Below are 19,484 nucleotides of genomic sequence, written 5' to 3' on the forward strand. Positions count from 1 at the left end.
CCTAGAGCGGGGTGACGTACGCCCCGGAGATCCCGCCGTCGACGAGGAAGTCGGAGGCGTTGACGAACGAGGAGTCGTCGCTGGCCAGGAAGGCGACGGCGGCGGCGATCTCCTCGGCCTCGGCGAACCGGCCGGCGGGGATGTGGACCAGGCGGCGGGCGGCCCGCTCGGGGTCCTTGGCGAACAGCTCCTGCAGGAGCGGGGTGTTGACCGGGCCCGGGCAGAGGGCGTTCACGCGGATGCCCTCCCGTGCGAACTGCACGCCGAGCTCGCGGGACATGGCCAGTACGCCGCCCTTGGAGGCGGTGTACGAGATCTGGCTCGTGGCCGCCCCCATCCTCGCCACGAACGACGCCGTGTTGATGATCGAGCCCTTGCCCTGGCGCCGCATGTAGGGGATGGCGGCCTTGCAGCACAGGTAGACGGAGGTGAGGTTGACCTCCTGGACGCGCTTCCACGCCTCCAGGCCGGTCTCCAGGATGGAGTCGTCGTCCGGCGGCGAGATGCCGGCGTTGTTGAAGGCGATGTCGACGCTGCCGTAGGTGTCGTAGGCCGTCTTGAAGAGCGCCTCGACCTGCTCGGGGTCGGTGACGTCGACCTTCACGAAGGTCCCGCCGACCTCCTCGGCGGCGGCCTTGCCGCGGGCCTCGTCGACGTCTCCGCAGACGACGTGGGCGCCCTCGGCGGCGAGCCGGCGGGCGGTGGCGAGGCCGATGCCGCTGCCGGCGCCGGTGATGACGGCGGTGCGGCCGACCAGGCGGCGGCAGATGATTTCGTCGGTCACTGTGCGGAGCCTTCCGTGCTGATGAAGACGTTCTTGGTTTCGGTGAAGGCGGTCAGGGCGTCCGGGCCCAGCTCGCGGCCGAGCCCGGACTGCTTGAAGCCGCCGAAGGGGGTGGCGTAGCGCACGCTGGAGTGGGAGTTGACGGACAGGTTTCCGGCCCGGACGGCCCGGGAGACACGCAGGGCGCGGCCGACGTCGCGGGTCCAGATGGAGCCGGAGAGGCCGTAGGGGGTGTCGTTGGCGAGGCGGATCGCGTCCTGTTCGTCGGTGAAGGGGAGCAGCACGGCGACGGGTCCGAAGATCTCCTCGCGGGCCGCGGCGGAGTCGGGCCGCTCGCCGGTGAGCACGGTCGGCGGGAACCAGAAACCGGGGCCTTCGGGCGCGGTGCCGCGCAGGGCGGGGGCGTCCTCGGGGACGTAGCCGCGGACCCGGTCGAGCTGACGGCGGGAAATGAGCGGGCCCATCTGCGTCTTCTCGTCGGCGGGGTCGCCCACGACGACGGCCGCGAGCGCGTCGGCGAGGTACGCGGACACCTCGTCGTACACCGACTCCTGGACCAGGATCCGGGTGCGCGCACAGCAGTCCTGGCCGGAGTTGTCGAGGAAGGAGAAGGGGTCGGCGGCGGCCTTGAGGTCGGCGTCGGCGAAGATGATGTTGGGGCTCTTGCCGCCGAGTTCCAGGGTGACGGGTTTGAGCAGCGCCGAGCCCCGCGCCGCCACCTGTTGGCCCACCGCTGTCGACCCCGTGAAGACGATCTTCGCTACGCCCGGGTGCTCGACCAGGGCGTTGCCCGTGACCGGGCCGGGACCCGGCAGCACCTGGAAGAGCCCTTCGGGCAGGCCGGCCTCCAGGGCCAGCTCCGCCAGCCGCAGCGCGGTCAGCGGGGTGGTCTCGGCGGGCTTGAGGAGCACGGCGTTGCCGGCCGCGAGGGCGGGTGCGGTCCCCCAGGCCGCGATGGGCATCGGGAAGTTCCAGGGGGCGATCACGGCGACGACACCGAGCGGTTCGAGGAAGGTCACGTCCAGGCCGCCGGCCACCGGGATCTGACGGCCGCTCAGCCGTTCCACTCCCCCGGCCGCGTAGTCCAGCAGATCGCGGACGTTGCCCGCCTCCCAGCGGGCGTTGCCGAGGGTGTGACCGGCCTCGCGCACCTCCAACCGCGCGAGTTCCTCCCGGTGTTCGTCGACCACGGCGGCGAAGCGGCGCAGCAGCCGGGCCCGATCGGCGGGCGGGAGCGCCGCCCACCGCTCCTGCGCCCGGGAGGCCCGGTGCACGGCGGAGTCGACGTCCCGCTCGTCGGCACCGGGGACGGTCGCGATCACCTCCTCCGTCGCCGGGTTGAGGACGTCGAGTGCGTACGGTTGCGACAAGTCATGCCTCACATGCGTTCGAAGGAGCGGCGCAGCTCCCAGTCGGTCACCGCCGCGTCGAAGGCCTCCAGCTCGACGCGGGCCATGTTGCGGTAGTGCGCGACGACCTCGTCGCCGAAGGCGGCCTTGGCGATCGGGCTGTTCTCCCAGAGCTCGGCGGCCTCGCGCAGGGTGGTGGGGACGTGCTCGTACTCGGCGGTGTACGCGTTGCCCGGGCAGGGGTCGGGCAGCTCCAGCCGCTGCTCGATGCCGTACAGCCCGGCCGCCACCAGGCCGGCGACGGCGAGGTGCGGGTTGACGTCGCCGCCGGGCAGCCGGTTCTCGAAGCGCAGGGAGCGGCCGTGGCCGACAACCCGCAGCGCGCAGGTGCGGTTGTCGTGGCCCCAGGCGACGGCGGTCGGGGCGAAGGAGCCCGGCTGGAACCGCTTGTAGCTGTTGATGTTGGGGGCGTACAGGAGCGAGAAGTCGCGCAGCGCGACGAGCTGTCCGGCCAGGAAGTGCCGCATGACGTCGGACATGCCCCCGGGACCGGCCATCACGCTGTTCCCGTCCGCGTCCGCCAGGGAGAGATGGATGTGGCAGGAGTTGCCCTCACGCTCGTTGTACTTCGCCATGAAGGTGAGCGAGACGCCCTCCTGGGCGGCGATCTCCTTGGCGCCGGTCTTGTAGATGGCGTGCTGGTCGCAGGTGACGAGGGCCTCGTCGTAGCGGAAGGCGATCTCGTGCTGGCCGGGGTTGCACTCGCCCTTGGCGGACTCGACGGTCAGGCCGGCGCCGGCCATGTCGTTGCGCAGGCGGCGCAGCAGGGGCTCTACGCGGCCGGTGCCGAGGATGGAGTAGTCGACGTTGTACTGGTTGACCGGGGTCAGGCCCTGGTAGTTGGCGTCCCAGGCCTGTTCGTAGCTGTCCTTGAAGACGATGAACTCCAGCTCGGTGCCGACCTGGGCGGTGTAGCCGAGGGCGGCGAGGCGTTCCAGCTGGCGGCGCAGGATCTGGCGGGGCGCGGCGACGACGGGGCTGCCGTCCTCCCAGGCGAGGTCGGCGATGAGCATCGCCGTGCCGGGGTGCCAGGGCACGCGGCGCAGGGTGGCGGGGTCGGGGCGCATGGCGAAGTCGCCGTAGCCGCGTTCCCAGGAGGACATGGCGTAGCCGTCGACGGTGTTCATCTCGGTGTCGACGGCGAGGAGGTAGTTGCAGCCCTCGGTGCCGTGCTGCAGGACCTCGTCGAGGAAGAAGCGGGCGGCGAACCGCTTGCCCTGGAGCCGCCCTTGCATGTCGGGGAAGGCAAGGACGACAGTGTCGATCTCACCGCCTGCGACGAGGGCGTGCAGTTCCTCGACGCCGAGCGGGGGTGTGCGGTCTGCCACGGGAGGGCCTCCTTAGGGCTCCTTCGGCCGGTCCGGCCGGCTGCTGGGACTTGTACGGCCGACCGCGAGCCATAAGGTATTGCGGAGAACCATTGCTTGGGAAGGGGGCGGGGCCGGATGCCGGTGGATGCCGATCAAGGGCCGGAGGACCGGTTGACCCCGGTGCTGCGTCCGGTACGGGCGGGCAACGGCTTCGAGGAGGCGCTGGAGCAGATCCTCCAGGTCGTACGGCTGGGTCTGGTGCCCGGCGGGCAGCGGCTGCCCGCCGAGCGGGAGCTGGCGGAGCGGCTCGGGATCAGCCGGGTGACGCTGCGCGAGGTGCTGAAGGTGCTTCAGGACCAGGGGCTGGTGGAGTCCCGGCGGGGCCGCTACGGCGGAACGTTCGTGCTGCCGCGCGCAGGCGGGGGCGGCGAGGACGAGTTGCGGCGGCGGATCGCCGAGGTCGACATCGAGGACGTGCTGCGCTTCCGCGAGGTGCTGGAGGTCGGGGCGGCCGGGCTGTGCGCGCAGCACGGGCTGAGCGACGGGCAGGCGCTACGGCTGCGGGCCGCGCTGGCCGCGACGCAGGACGCGCCGCTGGCCGACTACCGGCGGCTGGACACCCTGCTCCATCTGACGCTGGCCGAGCTGTGCGGTTCGCCGTCGCTGGCCGCCCAGTACGCGGCGGTGCGGGCGACCGTCAACGACCTGCTGGACCGCATTCCGCTGCTGGTGCGCAACCTGGAGCACTCGCAGCGGCAGCACACCGCGCTGGTGGACGCGGTGCTGGACGGGGACGCGGACGGGGCGCGGGAGATGATGCGGGAGCACTGCGTGGGCACGGCGGCGCTGCTGCGGGGGTTCCTGGCATGAGCGGGCTCTGCAAAGGTATGTTCTCGAACCTTTGACTTGAACCTTGAGTTGAACCTTTGGATCCCGGGAGGACAGGGTGACGGCACGGCCGCTGATCGGTGTCAGCACGTATCTGGAGGCCCGGACGCGCTGGGGCGTGTGGGAGCTGGAGGCGGCACTGCTGCCGGCCGGCTATCCGCGGCTCGTGCAGCGCGCGGGCGGGCTGGCGGCGATGCTGCCCCCGGACGCGCCGGAGCACGCGGCGGCGGCGGTGGCCCGGCTCGACGGGCTGGTGATCGCGGGCGGCCCGGACGTCGAGCCGGTCCGCTACGGCGCGGAGCGGCACCCCCGCACGGGGCCGCCGGCGCGGGAGCGGGACGCGTGGGAGCTGGCGCTGATCGAGGCGGCGGTCGCCGGCGGGGTGCCGCTGCTCGGCATCTGCCGCGGGATGCAGCTGCTGAACGTCGCGCTCGGGGGGACGCTCGTGCAGCACATCGAGGGGCACGCCGAGGTGCCGGGAGTCTTCGGCCGGCACCCGGTGAAGCCGGTACCGGGCACGCTGTACGCCACGGTGGTCCCGGAGGAGACCTCCGTACCCACGTTCCATCATCAGTCGGTGGACCGCCTGGGCGAGGGCTTGATCGCGTCGGCACACGCGGAGGACGGAACGGTGGAGGCCGTGGAACGGGGCGCCGGCGAGGACACCGGCTGGCTGCTCGGCGTCCAGTGGCACCCGGAGATGGGAGAGGACGCACGGGTGATGCGGGCCCTGATAGAGGCAGCGCGCCCCGCCTAGGTCGGATCGCTCACCTCTCGACCCACTGGAAACGGGTGGTGGGTGGGCATAGGCCGGGGGGTCCAGGGGGGGGCGGGAGCCCCCCTGGCGGCCTAGCCCCGAGTGAGGCTCAGCAGTTCACGCGCCGGCCCCGCAGGGCGGTGCCCCGTAGGCCACACCGCCCTGAGAGCACGGGCCAGCGACACCCCGTCCACCGGAATTCGCACCAGCCTCCGCAACGACAGCTCCTCCCCCACCGCCAGCTCACTGAGCACCGCCGGTCCCGCCCCGCTCACCGCCGCCGCCTTCACCGCCGTCGTCGAGGACAGCTCGATCAGCGGGCGCGCCAGCCCGCCGAGCGCCGTGTCCAGGACCTGCCGGGTGCCGGATCCCTTCTCCCGCAGGATCAGCGGAGTGGCGGCCAGCTCCTGGGCCGACAGCGGCTGCCTGCGCCGCGACCAGGGGTGCCCGGGTGCCGTGACGACGATCAGCCGGTCATGGGCGATCACCGCCGAGTCCAGCCCCGACGGTACGGTCAGCCCCTCCACGAAGCCCACGTCCGCCTCCCCGGCCAGCAGCCGCTCCGCGACCGCCGCGGAGTTGCCGGCGAGCAGCGACACCGCCGTGTCCGGCCGCTGGGCGCGCAGCGCGAGCAGCCAGCCGGGCAGCAGATACTCGGCGATGGTCATGCTCGCGGCCACCCGCAGCCGGGAGTCCCGGCGGTCGCGCAGGGCCTGCGCGCCCACGTCGAACGCCTCCGCCGCCTCGACGATCCGCCGCGCCCAGTCGGTCACCAGCGCGCCCGCGTCGGTCAGCCGGGATCCGCGCGGCGAGCGGTCCACCAGGGCCACCCCCAGCTGGCGCTCCATCGAGCGGATCCGGCTGCTCGCGGCGGGCTGGGTGATGCCCAGCTCGCGGGCGGCGGCCCCCAGGCTGCCCAGCCGGGCCACCGCCAGCAGCAGCTCCAGGGCGCCCAGATCCGGGACGCGATGGGCCAGCGAGCCCCCGGTCGCCCGCCCGTCGTCTGCCGTCTCCCCGCTGCTCATAAAGTCAGTTTATGCCCTCATAGAGACATACTCCCTGGTGGTGGACGCCCTCGGCCGGAACCGTGGACGCATGGTCACCGCAGCCCATCCCTCGCCCTCCCCTGCCCGCGTCCCCGCCGTCCGCCATCTGGGCCCCAACTGGTACGCCACGGTCATGGGCACGGCGATCGTCGCCACCGCGGGCGCCTCGCTCCCGCTGCGGCTGCCGGGACTGCGGCCGGCCTGCGCGACCGTCTGGGCCCTCTCGCTCGCCCTGCTGGTGACCCTCCTCGCCGCCCGCGCCCTGCACTGGACCCACCACCGCGACCAGGCCCGCGCCCACCTTCTCGACCCGGCGACGGCACCGTTCTACGGCTGTCTGTCCATGGCCCTGCTGGCGGTGGGCGGCGGCGCCCTGACGATCGGGCGGGACTGGATCGGGACCGGCGCGGCCGTCGCCCTCGACGTGGTCCTCTTCGGCGTGGGGACGGTCGTAGGACTGGCGGCGGCCGTCGCGGTGCCGTACCTCATGGCCGTACGCCATCGGGTGGAGCCCGGGCAGGCGTCGCCGGTGTGGCTGCTGCCGCTCGTCGCGCCGATGGTGTCCGCGGCGCTGGGGCCGCTGCTCGTGCCGCATCTGGCGCCGGGGCAGCCACGGGAGACCCTGCTGTTCGCGTGTCTGGCGCTGTTCGGGCTGAGTCTGCTGGCGACCTTCGTGATGCTGCCGATGGTCTTCGCCCGGCTGGTGACGCGCGGTCCGCTGCCGCTCGCCCTCACCCCGACGTTCTTCCTGGTGCTGGGCCCGCTCGGGCAGTCCACCACGGCCGCCGGCAAGTTCGCGGACCTGGCCCCGGGGGTCGTCCCGGGGGCGTACGCGGAGGGCTTCCGGGTGTTCGCCGTGCTGTACGGCGTGCCCGTCATGGGCTTCGCGCTGCTGTGGCTGTGCCTGGCCACCGCGCATGTGCTGCGCGCCCGGCGGCACGGCATGGGCTTCGCGATGACCTGGTGGGCCTTCACCTTCCCGGTCGGCACCTGCGTCACGGGCGCCGAGGCGCTGGCCCGGCACACCGGGCTCGTCGTCTACGACGGTCTCGCCGTCGTGCTGTACGGCGTCCTCGTCGCCGCCTGGGGTGTGGCCGGCGCCCGCACGCTGCGCGGGGTGGTCAGCGGTGAGCTGCTCGCAGGGCCGCGCCCAGTACCCGGGGCGCCTCGGCCAGTGACGGGCCGTACCACGTCAGGTGCCGTCCGCTGACCAGCGCGCACGGCAGGCCGGGAAACGCCTCGGGGCCGTCGTCGGCGGTGAAGCGGTAGGGCTCGTCGGGCAGGACCACGACGTCCGGCCGGGCGGCGTTCAGCTCGTCCAGGGGGATCCTCGGGTAGCGCTCGACGTGCCCGGCGTACAGCTGGTCCACGCCCAGCCGGGCCAGCACGTCGCCGGCGAAGGTGTCGCGGCCCAGCACCATCCACGGGCGGCGCCACACCGGTACGACGGCGGTCGTACGGCGGCCGGGGCCGGGCAGGTCCGCCCACGCCGCCTCGCCTTCGTCCAGCCAGCGCGGACGGGTGCGCGCGCCGCAGGCCGCCGTCACCCGGTCCAGTTCCCGGAAGGCGCCCGGCACGTCCCGCACCTCGGTGACGAGCACATCGAGACCCGCCGAGCGCAGAGCGGTCAGATCGGGCTCGCGGTTCTCCTCCTCGTTGGCGACGACGAGGTCGGGGGCGAGGGCGGCGATACGGTCCAGGTCGGGATTCTTGGTGCCACCCACACGGGGGACGTCGAGATCGCCCGGGTGGCTGCACCAGTCGGTGACCCCCACGAGCACGCCCGGGACCGTGGCGGCGACCGCCTCCGTGAGCGACGGCACCAGGGAGACGACGCGGGGCGAGGTCTTCACTCCCGGTCCCGGACCGCCTCGATGTGCTCGGCCACCGCGACCACGACCAGCCGGGTGTCCGGCACGGTCGCCCGCCACCGGTGCCGCACCCCACCGGTGAGATACAGCGTGTCCCCGCGCCCGAGGCGATACGCCCGCCCCTCCGCCTCGATCTCCACCCCGCCGTCGGCGACGAACATCAACTGGTCGTTGCGGTAACGGAATTCGCGCCCCGCGTCGTGGTCGCCGGTGAACTCGGTCGCGTGCATCTGATGGTGACCGCGCACCAGGGAACGGGACTGGGGCCGGGGCCCGGGTTCGTTGACGTCCGCGCGTACGACGTCGACGCTGCACGCGGGGTCGGCAGCGGCGAGCAGCTCCACGGCCGTGGTCCGCAGCGCGTCGGCGACCTTCTCCAGGGAGCTGGTGCTGGGCCGCGCCCGGTCGTTCTCGATCTGGCTCAGGAAGGGGACCGACAGGCCGCTGCGCTCGGCCACGACGGCGAGGGTGAGTTCCAGGGCCCGACGGCGGCGGCGCACGGCCGCGCCCACCCGCAGGGGCTGTTCTTTGTGGTCGCCCATCGCTCCGGCTCCCTCCTTCGCTCGTCGGTTCACGGTCGGTGTCGCGGTCCGCGGGCCCTGCCGGGGGCGGACGTCTTCTGAGTTCTCTGCACCCTACGCATGTTCGGCAAACCGTTTCATGTGCCCGTCACATCGACGACACGTCGCACGGTGCCGGAGTGGTCGGTTCGCGCCAGTCGATCTGCTCCTGCGAGCCGCCGGTGCGGGCAGGTTCGCACGGTGCGGCCCTCCGGTTCAATGCTCCGGCACCTCCCCGTGTTCCGCCCACGGGCCGGGCGGGGGGCCCGGGCGCCGCGCGGGGCCGAGTTCGGGTGACGGCGTGGCTCTGCGTGGTTGGCCGGATCCTTGCCGTGGCCTTCGGAGCGTTCCGGGTCGCTCCGCGCCCGTGAGTCAGGGCTCCGGAACGCGGAAGGGCGGGCCCCGCCGCGCGACCGGAGTCGTCACGGCGGGGCCCGCCCAGGGGGCGCCGGGTGGTCAGGTCACCCGGCGGCCCGGCTGCCGGCCGTCGCCCCGGCGACGGGAGCCCACTGGTCGACGAGGCCCGGGTGCCGCTTCAGCCAGGCGCGGACGGCGTCCCGCTCCTTGCCCTTGCCGGCCTGCTGGATCAGCGCCTCCAGACCGGTGAGCTGCTCCTCGGTCATCGAGAAGTGCTTCAGCCACCGGGCGACCTCGGGGTTGTCCTCGGCGAAGTCCTCGCGGGCGACCGTGTGGACGCCGTCGCCCTTGCCCCAGGCGCCCTGCGGGTCCTTGAGCTTCTTGAGGTCGTACTCGCTGTACGCCCAGTGCGGGGACCAGAGCGTGACGGCGATCGGCTGCTTCTTGGCGTACGCGCGCTTGAGCTCGGCGAGCATCGCGGGCGTGGAGCCGTCCACGACGTCGTAGGAGCCCTGAAGGCCGTACGCCGGGAGGACCTTGCTCTTGAGCAGGCCCATCATGCCCGCGCTGGGCTCGATGCCGACGATCTTCCCGCCGAACTCGGAGGCGTGGGCCTTCAGGTCCGCCAGGGTGTTCACGTCCTTCATGTACGCGGGGACGGTGAGCTCCAGGGACGTGGGGCCGTACCACTGGCCGAGGTCGTCGAGGCTCTTGCCGTACTTCTGCCAGTACTCGGCGTGGGTGGTCGGCAGCCAGGCGTCCGTCTGGAGGTCGAGCTGGCCGGTGGCGAGGCCGGTGTAGAGGGGACCGGCAGCGTACTGGGTGGTCGTGACCTTGAAGCCGCGCTCCGTGAGGATCTCCTGCCAGAGGTAGGTGGAGGCGATGCCCTCGTCCCAGGGGATGTAGCCGATGCTGATCTCCCGGCCCTTGCCGACCTTGCCGGCGGTGGCCTCGGCGGTGCCCGATCCCCCGGTGCCGAAGACGTTCAGGCCACCCGCGACCAGGGCGAGCACCACCGCGGCGACCACGGCCACGGCCGCGCGCGGGCGGTACGTCCACACCGTCGTACGGGCCTTGGCGGCCGCCCGTCGGCCCAGCGGGGAGAGGCGGGTGCCCAGGGCGCCGGTGAGCCGGTCCAGGTAGATCGCGAGGACGACGATGCCGAGGCCCGCCTCGAAGCCGAGGCCGATGTCGAGCTGGCCGATGGCCTCGTTGACGGCGCCCCCGAGACCGCCCGTGCCGACCATGCCGGCGATGACGACCATCGACAGCCCCAGCATGATCACCTGGTTGACGCCCGCCATGATGGTCGGCAGGGCGAGCGGCAGCTGCACCCGCAGCAGGGTGTCGCGCGGGGTGGTGCCGAACGCCTCGGCGGCCTCGACGAGTTCCGCGTCGACCTGGCGGATGCCCAGCTCGGTCATGCGCACGCCGGGGGCCAGCGCGAAGATCAGGGTGGCGACGACACCGGCCGGGACGCCCATGCCGAAGAACAGGATCGCCGGGATCAGCAGGACCATCGACGGCATGGTCTGGAGCAGGTCGAGTACGGGCCGCAGGGTCGCGCTGACGGCCCGGGAGCGGGCGGCCCAGATGCCCAGCGGGATCGAGATCACGAGCGCGATGACCGTGGCGACCAGGACCAGCGACAGCGTCGACATCGCCTCGTCCCACAGCGCGAGCGAGTCGATCAGGGCGAACCCGACGAAGGACAGCGCGCCCGCGGCGAGGCCGCGCAGCCACCAGGCGAGGACGGCGAGGATGCCCGCGAGCAGCAGGGGCGCGGGGGCGGCGAGGACGGCGTCGATGCCGTCGTACATGCCCTCGACGACCGCCTTGACGGCGTCGAAGAGCCAGGACAGATGGGTGACGAGCCAGTTGACGCCGGAGTCGACCCGGTCGCCGAGGTGGAGCCTAGGCACGGGCGGTCACCTCGCAGCTGGTTTCCGCCGTGTGCTCGTCGCCGAGGAATCCGACCAGCCTCCGGCGCGGTACGACGCCGACGAGGGCGCCGGCCTCCACGACCGCCACGGGGTGCGGCACGCGCGCGCTGATGGCGCACAGCTCGGTGAACGGGGTGTCCGGGGTCGCGGTCTCGCAGGCGCAGTCCGCCTCGTCGCCGCGCGGCTCGGTGTCCATGACGGCGGACGCGGTGAGGACGCGGGAGCGGTCGACGTCCTGGATGAAGGAGGCCACGTAGTCGTTCGCGGGGCGGACGAGGATGTCCTCGGCGGTGCCGGTCTGCACGATGCGGCCGTCGCGCATGACGGCGATGCGGTCGCCCAGGCGCATGGCCTCGTTGAGGTCGTGGGTGATGAACACGATGGTCTTCTTCAGGGTCTTCTGGAGGGTGAGCAACTGGTCCTGCATGTCGCGGCGGATCAGCGGGTCCAGGGCGCTGAAGGACTCGTCCATCAGGAGCAGGTCGGCGTCGGTGGCGAGGGCGCGGGCCAGGCCCACGCGCTGCTGCATGCCGCCGGACAGCTCGTCCGGCCAGGACTTCTCCCAGCCCTCCAGGCCGCACAGGGCGAGGGCCTCGGCGGCGCGGCGCTCGCGCTCGGCGCGGGGCACGCCCTGGACGGCGAGGCCGTAGGCGGCGTTGTCGAGGACGCTGCGGTGCGGGAACAGCGCGAAGTGCTGGAAGACCATGCTGATCTTGTGCGCGCGTACGGCCCGAAGCTCGCGGTCGGTGAGCGCGGTCAGGTCCTGGCCGTCGAAGCGGACGCGGCCGGCGGTGGGCTCCAGCAGGCCGTTGAGCATGCGCAGCAGGGTGGACTTGCCGGAGCCGGACAGGCCCATGACGACGAAGATCTGGCCCGGGTCCACGGTGAAGGAGGCGTCGATCACGGCGGCGGTGGTGCCGTCGGCGCGCAGTTCCTCCCGGTCGGCTCCCTCGCGGAGCCGTTCGACTGCCTCGTCCGGTCGTCTGCCGAACACCTTGAAGAGATGTTCGGCCTCTAGCCTGGCGGACACACGTACCTTCTCGTCTCGGGGACATGAACAGGAGCGGTCGTCGGCCGCGACAGGTGAACCCGGGGGCCGGCACCGCTCCGAGGCCGCGCCTGCCCGGGCCCCCGGGGGACAAACGCACACGTGGGCGGGCTCACCCCTGGTGCGCAGGGCGCAACGCGTTGCGGGGCGGGTCGCCGGACGGGTGACTGTCGGTGCCGTGCGGCATGATGCGTGCGTGACCGGACGACTGATGCTGCTCGACACCGCCTCGCTCTACTTCCGCGCGTACTTCGGTGTGCCCGACTCCGTGAAGGCACCGGACGGCACTCCGGTGAACGCCGTGCGCGGACTGCTGGAGTTCATCGACCGGCTGGTCCGCGACCACCGGCCGGACGAGCTCGTGGCCTGCATGGACGCCGACTGGCGTCCGCAGTGGCGGGTCGACCTCATCCCCTCGTACAAGGCGCACCGCGTCGCCGAGGAGCACGCGGTCGGGCCGGACGAGGAGGAGGTGCCCGACACGCTGTCGCCGCAGGTGCCGATCATCGAGGCGGTGCTCGACGCGGTGGGCATCGCGCGCGTGGGGGTCGCGGGGTACGAGGCGGACGACGTGATCGGTACGTTCACCGGGCGCGCGGCGGGCCCGGTCGACATCGTCACCGGCGACCGCGACCTGTACCAGCTCGTGGACGACGCGCGCGGGGTGCGGGTGCTGTATCCGCTCAAGGGCGTGGGCATGCTCCAGCTGACCGACGAGGCGGTGCTGCGCGAGAAGTATGGCGTCGACGGCCGGGGGTACGCGGATCTGGCGCTGCTGCGCGGCGACCCGAGCGACGGTCTGCCGGGTGTGCCGGGCATCGGTGAGAAGACGGCGGCCAAGCTGCTGGCCGAGTTCGGCGATCTGGCCGGGATCATGGCCGCGGTCGACGACCCGAAGGCGAAGCTCACGCCGTCGCAGCGCAAGCGCCTGGCCGAAGCCCGCCCCTATGTGGAGGTCGCCCCGAAGGTCGTGAAGGTCGCCGACGACGTCCCCCTGCCGACGGTGGACACGGCCCTGCCCCGCGCTCCGCGCGACCCGGGGGCCGTGGCGGATCTGGGCGCCCGCTGGGGCCTGGGCGGGTCCCTGCACCGCCTTCTGACGACGCTCAGCGCGTCCTGACGCCTCCGCCGTCGGTCTCGGCGCGATCGATGTTCTTGTGTTTCCCGAAGGGAGAAGTGCTAACTTAGGTAAGCCTAAGCAAGGGAGCCCTGGGAGGCCGTCATGGCAGAACGTCCGGCACGGAAGCCGCGGAAGCCCCATTCCGCGCAGGTCGTCCGCACCGAACGGCTGACCCCGCACATGCAGCGTGTGGTCCTCGGAGGCGAGGGACTCGCGGACTTCACCGCGGGCTCCTGCACGGACCACTATGTGAAGCTGCTGTTCGGCCCCGAGGGCGTGACCTATCCCGAGCCCTTCGACCTGGAGCGCGTGCGGGCGGAGTTCCCCCGCGAGCAGTGGCCGGTCACCCGCACCTACACCGTGCGCGCCTGGGACCCCGAGCACCGCGAGCTGACCCTGGACTTCGTGATCCACGGCGACGAGGGCCTGGCCGGCCCATGGGCCGTCCGCGCCCAGCCGGGCGAGACGGTCCGCTTCATGGGCCCCGGCGGCGCCTACGCCCCCAACCGGGAAGCCGACTGGCATCTGCTCGCCGGTGACGAGAGCGCCCTGCCGGCGATCGCCGCCGCCCTGGAGTCGCTGCCCGCCGGCGCCGTGGCCCGCGCCTTCGTGGAGGTGGCCGGGCCCGAGGAGGAGCAGAAGATCGACTCCGATGTGGACGTCGTCTGGCTGCACCGCGGCGACCGGCCGGTCGGCGAGCTCCTGTTCGAGGCCGTACGGGCACTGGACTTCCCCGCCGGCCGGGTGCACGCCTTCGTGCACGGCGAGGCGCACTTCGTGAAGCAGCTGCGCCATCTGCTGCGGGTCGAGCGGGGCGTCCCGCGCGACGATCTGTCCATCTCCGGCTACTGGCGGCTCGGCCACAACGAGGACGGCTGGCAGGCGTCGAAGCGGGACTGGAACGCGGCGATCGAGGCGGAGCAGGAGACCGCCGACGCGACGGCCTCCTGACGGCCGGGCCTGGGCGGCGGCCTCCTGACGGCCGGGCCTGGGCGGCGGCCTCCTGACGGTCAGGCCTGGACGGACTCAGACGGACTTCTGGTACGCCCGGAACGTCCGTATCGACACCCACACCGCCGCGACCGCCAGCGCCAGCAGCGCACCGCTCCTGCCGAGCACGACGCCCCAGTCGGGCTGGTCGGACAGTGCCGAACGGCCCGCCACCATCGCCCAGTCGAGCGGGTTGAAGTCGGCCACGTGCCGCATCCAGCCCGGCATCTGCGACGGTGCCATGAAGGCGGAGGACAGGAAGGTCAGCGGCAGCAGCAGAAAAGTGTTGATGCCGATGATCGACTCCCGCTCCCGGACCAGCATGCCCAGCGCGTTGGACAGCGCGCCGAAGACCGTGCCGAGCAGGACCGAGGCGAGCACGAGGACCGCGACGCCGCCGATCCCGCCCGCGTAGTCGGCGCCGCCGAGGAGTCCGAGGAGCACGATGACGAGGGACTGCAGGGCGGTGACGATGCCGTTGTGCACGACATTGCCGTTCATCAGCGCGGCGCGGCTGGCCGGGGTCGTCAGGAACCGGTTGAGGGTGCCGCGCTGGATCTCCTCCAGCATGCCCATGGCCGCCCACATGTTGGCGGCGAGCGCGCTCATCACCACGACGCCCGGCACCAGGTAGTCGAGGTAGGAGGTGGTGCCGAAGCCGCCCAGCTCGACGACTTTCTTGAACAGGCCGCCGAACAGGAACAGCCAGATCACCGGCTGGATCAGGGTGATGATCGCGTAGGCGGGCTGCCGGGCGAAGACCATCAGCTGACGCTGTGCCATGAACCAGGTCTGGGTGAGCGCGGTGCTCATCGGGCACCTCCGGCGAGGGCGAGGGAGTCGGCGGAACGAGTGGGGTCGGCGGACGCGGCGTCGGCCTCCGCGTAACGGCGGCCGGCGTAGCGGAGGTAGACGTCGTCGAGGGAGGGGCGAGCCACGGTCGCGCTGGCCACGGCGGCCCCGGACCCGTCGAGCGCGCCGAGCAGAGCGGGGATCGCGGCGGCGCCGTCGTCGGCGCGGACGCTGATCCGGCGTCCGTCGAACAGCACCTCGTGCACGCCCGGAAGGGCACCGAGGGCGTCGGTGAGCAGGATGCGGCCGGCCTCCTCGACCGGGGTGCGCAGCTCCAGGTGGACGGCGTCACCGCGCAGTTCGTCCTTGAGGGCGCCCGGGGTGCCCTCGACGACGACCCTGCCCCGGTCGACGATCGCGATGCGCTCGGCGAGCCGGTCGGCCTCGTCGAGATAGTGCGTGGTGAGCAGAACGGTCAGGCCGTCCTCGGCGGCCAGGCGGCCGATCTCGTCCCACATCGCGGTGCGCGCCTCCGGGTCCAGGCCGGTGGTGGGCTCGTCGAGGAAGAGCACCTCGGGGCGGTGCACCAGGCCGAGGGCGACGTCGAGGCGGCGCCGCATGCCGCCCGAATACCCCTTCACCGGGCGCCGGGCGGCGTCGGTGAGGGTGAAGCGCTCCAGCAGTTCGTCCACGCGCCGGGTGAGGGCGGCGCCCTTCATGCCGTAGAGCCGGCCCTGGAGCTGGAGGTTCTCCCTGCCGGTGGCGACCGGGTCGGCGCCGGAGTTCTGGGCGACGACGCCGATGGCCCGGCGCACCCGGTCGGGGTGGCGCAGCACATCGTGTCCGGCGACGGTGGCGGTGCCGGAGTCGGGGCGGGCGAGGGTGGTGAGGATCTTGACGGTGGTGGACTTGCCGGCGCCGTTGGGCCCGAGGAGGCCGAAGACGGTGCCGGTCGCGACGGTGATGTCCAGGCCGGCCAGGGCGGTGACATCGCCGGGGTAGGACTTGATCAGGTGCCGCGCCTCGACGGCGGGCGCGCGGGTAGCGCTCATGGCGGATCTCTCCTGTACGGAAGGTGAATGATCCACGCGAGGAGCGCCGGGCTACCCTTGATGTGCCGCACCTCGGTCGCCGGAGCCGCCTCGGGTGGATTCGGTTCGGGGTTCGTGACCCTGGCGGCGCTGCTGCAACAGCGCTGCCGGGGTCTTTCTGTCTCGTGGGGCGTGGTCCGCTGCGGGCGTCACTTCTGGAAGTGGCGCTCCTCGACCTCCTTCAGCTCCGGGGGGAACTCCCCCGTGTCATGGAAGTGGCGCCAGGCCTCGACGCCGGGGAGCGAGCCGTCCCGGATCTCCCGGGCGAAGCCGCGCACCCATTCCGCCTGTGCCTCGACCATGTGCAACTGATACTCGACCTCGATGAGGAACAGCCGGGGCAGCGTCTCGTACGCCTGGTTCAGCACCGCGCGTCCGCTCGTCAGCTGGATCTCCAGGGCCGTCAGCCGCTCCTCCAGCAGCCGCACCACGTCGTCGGGGGGCAGTGCCCCCAGCAGCGACAGGGCGGTCTCGAAGATCGGGTACTCCTTCGCGGGGATCGCGACGAGGTCCGACAGCCACTCGGTCATCTCCTGGCGGCCGGCGTCGGTGAGCGCGTAGATCGTGCGCTCGGGGCGATTGCCGTGCCGTTCCACGTCGACGACCTCGACGAAGCCGTGCTTCTCCAGGTTCTGCACGACCGTGTAGAGCGAGCCGTAGTTGATCTTCGTGCTGGCGTCCTTGCCCTGACGGCGCAGGGTCTGGGCGATCTCGTACGGATGCATCGGCTTCTGCCAGAGGGTGGTCAGCACGGTCAGCGCGAGCGGGTTGCTCAGCTTGCGGCGCTTGCCCGGCATGACGGTCACCTCCCTTCCGCCTCGTATCCGAATATCCGTAGCCGAACATATCGCGAGCGCGGCCGACGCGTCAAGAGACACGATGTATCGCGATGAGGGAGGGACCGGTTTTCGCGGCGCCGTACGCTTGATCCCGATGAGACGCCGTACGCCGCCCCCGCCCGCCCCGCTACCCCAGCGCGACGGGGTCGATCCGGTGCGGGTGCGGTTGCCGGCCCAGGGGCCGTGGGCCACCGTGCGGGAGCATCTGGTGGAGCGGTTGTCGGGGGCGGGCGCCGGGGTCGTGGAGGGGATGTTCACGGCGGGCGCGTTCGTCGGGGCGGACGGGCGTTCGCTGGCGCCGGACGCGGCGTATGTGCCGGGGATGTTCGTATGGTTCCACCGGGAGTTGGCCGCCGAGGTGCCGGTGCCGTTCCCGGTGGAGGTGGCGTACCGGGACGAGCACATCGTCGTCGCCGACAAGCCGCACTTCCTGGCCACCACACCGCGCGGCAGCCATGTCACCGAGACCGTGCTGGCCCGGCTGCGGCGGGAGCTCGGCATCCCCACGCTCAGCGCGGCGCACCGACTGGACCGGCTGACCGCCGGGCTGGTGCTGTTCGTCGTGCGGCCCGAGGAGCGGGGCGCCTACCAGACGCTGTTCCGGGACCGACGGGTACGCAAGGTGTACGAGGCCGTGGCGCCGTACGACCCCGGGCTCGCCCTTCCGGTGACGGTGCGCAGCCGCATCGTGAAGGAACGGGGCACGCTCACGGCCCAGGAGATCCCGGGCGAGCCGAACGCGGTCAGCCGCGTCGAACTCCTCGCCCATCGCCCGGACGGCCTGGCCCGCTATCTCCTCACCCCGGAGACGGGCCAGACCCACCAGCTCCGCGTCCACATGACCGCGCTGGGCGTCCCACTGCTCGGCGACCCCCTCTACCCGACGGTGGCCGCCCCCACGGCGCCGGACGACTTCCGCCGCCCCCTCCAACTCCTCGCCCGGGACCTGGAGTTCACCGACCCGGTGACGGGCAGGACACACCGGTTGCGCAGCGCACGCACGCTGGGGGCCTGGACGTCGTACGAGGAGTGGGCGGGCGAGTAGCGGCAGGGGCTCCCGCGCCGGCGAGCATCACCCCGCGCACCGGGGCCGAGCGGCGCCCCGGTGCGGTGCCGTTCCTCAGTTCAGTAGCCCCGCCACCACGCCAGGAAGCGCGTCCACGCGTTCGGCCGGCGCGTCGGGGTCGGTGCCGCCGTCGGCTGGGGCGGCGGGGTGGGCTGTGCGGTCGGTGTCGGCTGGAGCTGGTCCACGGCCATCGGCCCCGGCTGCCGGAACGTCGACCCCAGGCCCCGGCCCTGCGCCGGGATCTGGTTGAGGCTGCTGGGCCTGAGGGCGATCTCCTGCTCCGGTTTCGGGTCGAAGCGGACCGGCAGCGACACCAGGTGGCGGGAGGCGATGGACGTCGTCCAGCGCAACTCGGACTCGTCGCAGGAGAGTTGGACGTCCGGCAACCGGGTCAGCAGGACATCGACGCCGATGTCGGCGATCGCACGGCCGATGTCCTGGCCGGGGCACTCGTGCGGGCCGCCGCCGAACGCCAGGTGGGAGCGGTTGCCCTGCATGCTGGCGGAGACGTCGGGCCGGATGCGCGGATCGACGTTGCCGGGCGCGGGAGCGAACAGCAGGCCGTCGCCCTTGCGGATGCGCTGACCGCCCAGCTCGGTGTCCTGCTTGGCGAAGTAGCCGAGGATCGTGCTGAACGGCGGCTCGTCCCACAGGGACTGCTCGACCGCCTCCGGCACCGTCATCTGCCCGCCGTTGAGCCGGGCGTAGAAGCGCGGGTCGACGATGACCCGGCGCAGCACGTTGGACAGCAGGTTGACCGTGGCCTCGTAGGCGGCGAACAGCATGAGCCGCAGGTGTTCGCGGACCTCGTCGTCGCTGAGACCGGCCGGGTGGGCGATGAGGTGGCTGGTGAGGTCGTCGGCGGGCTGGGCCCGGCGCCGGGTGGTGAGCCGGCTGAGCGCGTCCATGACGTACGCGTGGCTGGCGATGGCGGTCTCGGTGCCCTTGAGCGCGTCCCGCGCGGCCTGCACGATCCGGTCGCCGTACTCCTCGGGCATGCCGAGGACCTCGCACATCACGGCCATCGGCAGATGCTCCGCGAACTGGCCGACCAGGTCGGCCCGGCCCTCCTCGCAGAAGCGGTTGACCAGCGCCTGCGACGAACGGTAGATGTGCCGCCGCACCCCGCGGTGGTCGATGTTCGCCATGGCCGCCTTGACCGCCCCGCGCAGCCGCTTGTGCTCGTCGCCCTCGGCGTGCGAGGCGATGGGCTGCCAGGCGATGTGCGGCATCAGCGGGTGGTCGGGCTTGACCATGCCCTCGAGCAGCGGGGTCCAGATGCGGCTGTCCCGGGTGAAGAGCGAGGGGGTGCGGATCATGTGCAGGTTCTCGGCGTGGCCGAGGACCACCCAGATCGGCACGTCGTCGTGGAGCAGCACGGGCGCCACGGGCCCGTGTTCCTCCCGGAGGCTCTCGTACAGCTCGGCCAGGTCCTGCACGCCGTAGAGGCGGTTCAGCCCTCCGGCGCCGCGGCCGTGCGCGGGGCAGCCGGGGGGCGGTTCGAGGGTGAGGTCGTCCGTACCGGTCGGGGAGTGGTGTTCAGACGTCACGAGGGGTCGCTTTCGAGACTGTGGTGGATCCGTTGTCCGGGCGGGGAGGGTGAACGGCGTGGC

General features: G+C 72.5%; 18 protein-coding genes. 6 read left to right on the forward strand and 12 right to left on the reverse strand.

What is annotated here, in order from left to right; all coding sequences use genetic code 11:
* Nucleotide 1: 1 nt before the first annotated feature.
* The 3 genes from ACZ5NW_RS26430 to ACZ5NW_RS26440 are packed head-to-tail and all read right to left on the reverse strand — an operon-like array spanning nucleotide 2 to nucleotide 3,521.
* Complete coding sequence (locus tag ACZ5NW_RS26430) at nucleotides 2–784, reverse strand: 3-oxoacyl-ACP reductase (protein ID WP_468746403.1); 783 nt, start codon at nucleotides 782–784, stop codon at nucleotides 2–4.
* Complete coding sequence (locus ACZ5NW_RS26435) at nucleotides 781–2,154, reverse strand: aldehyde dehydrogenase family protein (protein WP_468746404.1); 1,374 nt, start codon at nucleotides 2,152–2,154, stop codon at nucleotides 781–783. The genes ACZ5NW_RS26430 and ACZ5NW_RS26435 overlap by 4 nt, the downstream gene beginning before the upstream one ends.
* Before the next feature lie 8 nt (nucleotides 2,155–2,162).
* A complete protein-coding gene (locus tag ACZ5NW_RS26440) occupies nucleotides 2,163–3,521 on the reverse strand; it encodes a glutamine synthetase family protein (RefSeq protein WP_468746405.1) in 1,359 nt (452 codons plus the stop codon).
* Nucleotides 3,522–3,638: 117 nt separating this feature from the next.
* Here ACZ5NW_RS26440 and ACZ5NW_RS26445 point away from each other — a divergent pair, with 117 nt between their 5' ends.
* Together ACZ5NW_RS26445 and ACZ5NW_RS26450 are read left to right on the forward strand one after the other, a co-directional pair.
* On the forward strand, nucleotides 3,639–4,373 hold the full coding sequence (locus ACZ5NW_RS26445) for a FadR/GntR family transcriptional regulator (RefSeq protein WP_468746406.1): 735 nt from the start codon (nucleotides 3,639–3,641) through the stop codon (nucleotides 4,371–4,373).
* Between the two features lie 76 nt (nucleotides 4,374–4,449).
* Complete coding sequence (locus ACZ5NW_RS26450; protein WP_468746407.1) at nucleotides 4,450–5,148, forward strand: gamma-glutamyl-gamma-aminobutyrate hydrolase family protein; 699 nt, start codon at nucleotides 4,450–4,452, stop codon at nucleotides 5,146–5,148.
* Between the two features lie 92 nt (nucleotides 5,149–5,240).
* Here ACZ5NW_RS26450 and ACZ5NW_RS26455 read toward each other — a convergent pair whose 3' ends face one another.
* Nucleotides 5,241–6,173 (reverse strand): LysR family transcriptional regulator, encoded by a 933-nt coding sequence (locus ACZ5NW_RS26455; RefSeq protein ID WP_468746408.1) that lies wholly within the window; start codon nucleotides 6,171–6,173, stop codon nucleotides 5,241–5,243.
* Between the two features lie 70 nt (nucleotides 6,174–6,243).
* On the opposite strand from ACZ5NW_RS26455, the gene ACZ5NW_RS26460 reads away from it, so the two are divergent.
* Entirely contained in the window at nucleotides 6,244–7,404 is a 1,161-nt protein-coding gene (locus ACZ5NW_RS26460; protein WP_468746409.1) for a TDT family transporter, read from the forward strand.
* Here the strand turns inward: ACZ5NW_RS26460 and ACZ5NW_RS26465 are convergent.
* The 4 genes from ACZ5NW_RS26465 to ACZ5NW_RS26480 form a co-directional block, all read right to left on the reverse strand.
* Complete coding sequence (locus tag ACZ5NW_RS26465; RefSeq protein ID WP_468746410.1) at nucleotides 7,316–8,047, reverse strand: helical backbone metal receptor; 732 nt, start codon at nucleotides 8,045–8,047, stop codon at nucleotides 7,316–7,318. The genes ACZ5NW_RS26460 and ACZ5NW_RS26465 overlap by 89 nt on opposite strands.
* A complete protein-coding gene (locus tag ACZ5NW_RS26470; RefSeq protein ID WP_468746411.1) occupies nucleotides 8,044–8,607 on the reverse strand; it encodes a helix-turn-helix domain-containing protein in 564 nt (187 codons plus the stop codon). Before ACZ5NW_RS26470 ends, ACZ5NW_RS26465 begins: the two co-directional genes overlap by 4 nt.
* 479 nt (nucleotides 8,608–9,086) lie before the next feature.
* A complete protein-coding gene (locus ACZ5NW_RS26475; RefSeq protein ID WP_468746412.1) occupies nucleotides 9,087–10,904 on the reverse strand; it encodes an ABC transporter permease/substrate binding protein in 1,818 nt (605 codons plus the stop codon).
* Entirely contained in the window at nucleotides 10,897–11,955 is a 1,059-nt protein-coding gene (locus ACZ5NW_RS26480) for a quaternary amine ABC transporter ATP-binding protein (RefSeq protein WP_468746413.1), read from the reverse strand. Before ACZ5NW_RS26480 ends, ACZ5NW_RS26475 begins: the two co-directional genes overlap by 8 nt.
* A 214-nt stretch (nucleotides 11,956–12,169) precedes the next feature.
* On the opposite strand from ACZ5NW_RS26480, the gene ACZ5NW_RS26485 reads away from it, so the two are divergent.
* A complete protein-coding gene (locus ACZ5NW_RS26485) occupies nucleotides 12,170–13,093 on the forward strand; it encodes a 5'-3' exonuclease (protein WP_468746414.1) in 924 nt (307 codons plus the stop codon).
* Between the two features lie 102 nt (nucleotides 13,094–13,195).
* Nucleotides 13,196–14,044 (forward strand): siderophore-interacting protein, encoded by an 849-nt coding sequence (locus ACZ5NW_RS26490; RefSeq protein ID WP_468746415.1) that lies wholly within the window; start codon nucleotides 13,196–13,198, stop codon nucleotides 14,042–14,044.
* A gap of 75 nt (nucleotides 14,045–14,119) precedes the next feature.
* On the opposite strand, the gene ACZ5NW_RS26495 is transcribed toward ACZ5NW_RS26490, so the two are convergent.
* The 3 genes from ACZ5NW_RS26495 to ACZ5NW_RS26505 all read right to left on the reverse strand — a co-directional run bounded on the left by ACZ5NW_RS26495 (nucleotide 14,120) and on the right by ACZ5NW_RS26505 (nucleotide 16,763).
* Nucleotides 14,120–14,896: an ABC transporter permease gene (locus ACZ5NW_RS26495; protein WP_468746416.1), complete on the reverse strand. Its 777-nt coding sequence runs from the start codon at nucleotides 14,894–14,896 to the stop codon at nucleotides 14,120–14,122.
* Complete coding sequence (locus ACZ5NW_RS26500) at nucleotides 14,893–15,927, reverse strand: ATP-binding cassette domain-containing protein (protein ID WP_468746417.1); 1,035 nt, start codon at nucleotides 15,925–15,927, stop codon at nucleotides 14,893–14,895. Before ACZ5NW_RS26500 ends, ACZ5NW_RS26495 begins: the two co-directional genes overlap by 4 nt.
* 188 nt (nucleotides 15,928–16,115) lie before the next feature.
* Nucleotides 16,116–16,763 (reverse strand): PadR family transcriptional regulator, encoded by a 648-nt coding sequence (locus tag ACZ5NW_RS26505; RefSeq protein WP_468746418.1) that lies wholly within the window; start codon nucleotides 16,761–16,763, stop codon nucleotides 16,116–16,118.
* 136 nt (nucleotides 16,764–16,899) lie between these two features.
* Here ACZ5NW_RS26505 and ACZ5NW_RS26510 point away from each other — a divergent pair, with 136 nt between their 5' ends.
* Complete coding sequence (locus ACZ5NW_RS26510; RefSeq protein WP_468746419.1) at nucleotides 16,900–17,850, forward strand: RluA family pseudouridine synthase; 951 nt, start codon at nucleotides 16,900–16,902, stop codon at nucleotides 17,848–17,850.
* Nucleotides 17,851–17,930: 80 nt separating this feature from the next.
* On the opposite strand, the gene ACZ5NW_RS26515 is transcribed toward ACZ5NW_RS26510, so the two are convergent.
* On the reverse strand, nucleotides 17,931–19,421 hold the full coding sequence (locus ACZ5NW_RS26515; protein ID WP_468746420.1) for a cytochrome P450: 1,491 nt from the start codon (nucleotides 19,419–19,421) through the stop codon (nucleotides 17,931–17,933).
* Nucleotides 19,422–19,484: the final 63 nt, after the last annotated feature.

Source organism: Streptomyces sp. NPDC032126, from assembly GCF_055580085.1.

Coding starts and splice junctions, on each gene's coding strand:
- ACZ5NW_RS26470 (WP_468746411.1), bottom strand. CDS start 8,607: ATGGGCGACCACAAAGAACAGCCCCTGCGGGTGGGCGCGGCCGTGCGC.
- ACZ5NW_RS26510 (WP_468746419.1), top strand. CDS start 16,900: ATGAGACGCCGTACGCCGCCCCCGCCCGCCCCGCTACCCCAGCGCGAC.
- ACZ5NW_RS26460 (WP_468746409.1), top strand. CDS start 6,244: ATGGTCACCGCAGCCCATCCCTCGCCCTCCCCTGCCCGCGTCCCCGCC.
- ACZ5NW_RS26495 (WP_468746416.1), bottom strand. CDS start 14,896: ATGAGCACCGCGCTCACCCAGACCTGGTTCATGGCACAGCGTCAGCTG.
- ACZ5NW_RS26505 (WP_468746418.1), bottom strand. CDS start 16,763: ATGCCGGGCAAGCGCCGCAAGCTGAGCAACCCGCTCGCGCTGACCGTG.
- ACZ5NW_RS26490 (WP_468746415.1), top strand. CDS start 13,196: ATGGCAGAACGTCCGGCACGGAAGCCGCGGAAGCCCCATTCCGCGCAG.
- ACZ5NW_RS26455 (WP_468746408.1), bottom strand. CDS start 6,173: ATGAGCAGCGGGGAGACGGCAGACGACGGGCGGGCGACCGGGGGCTCG.
- ACZ5NW_RS26500 (WP_468746417.1), bottom strand. CDS start 15,927: ATGAGCGCTACCCGCGCGCCCGCCGTCGAGGCGCGGCACCTGATCAAG.
- ACZ5NW_RS26445 (WP_468746406.1), top strand. CDS start 3,639: ATGCCGGTGGATGCCGATCAAGGGCCGGAGGACCGGTTGACCCCGGTG.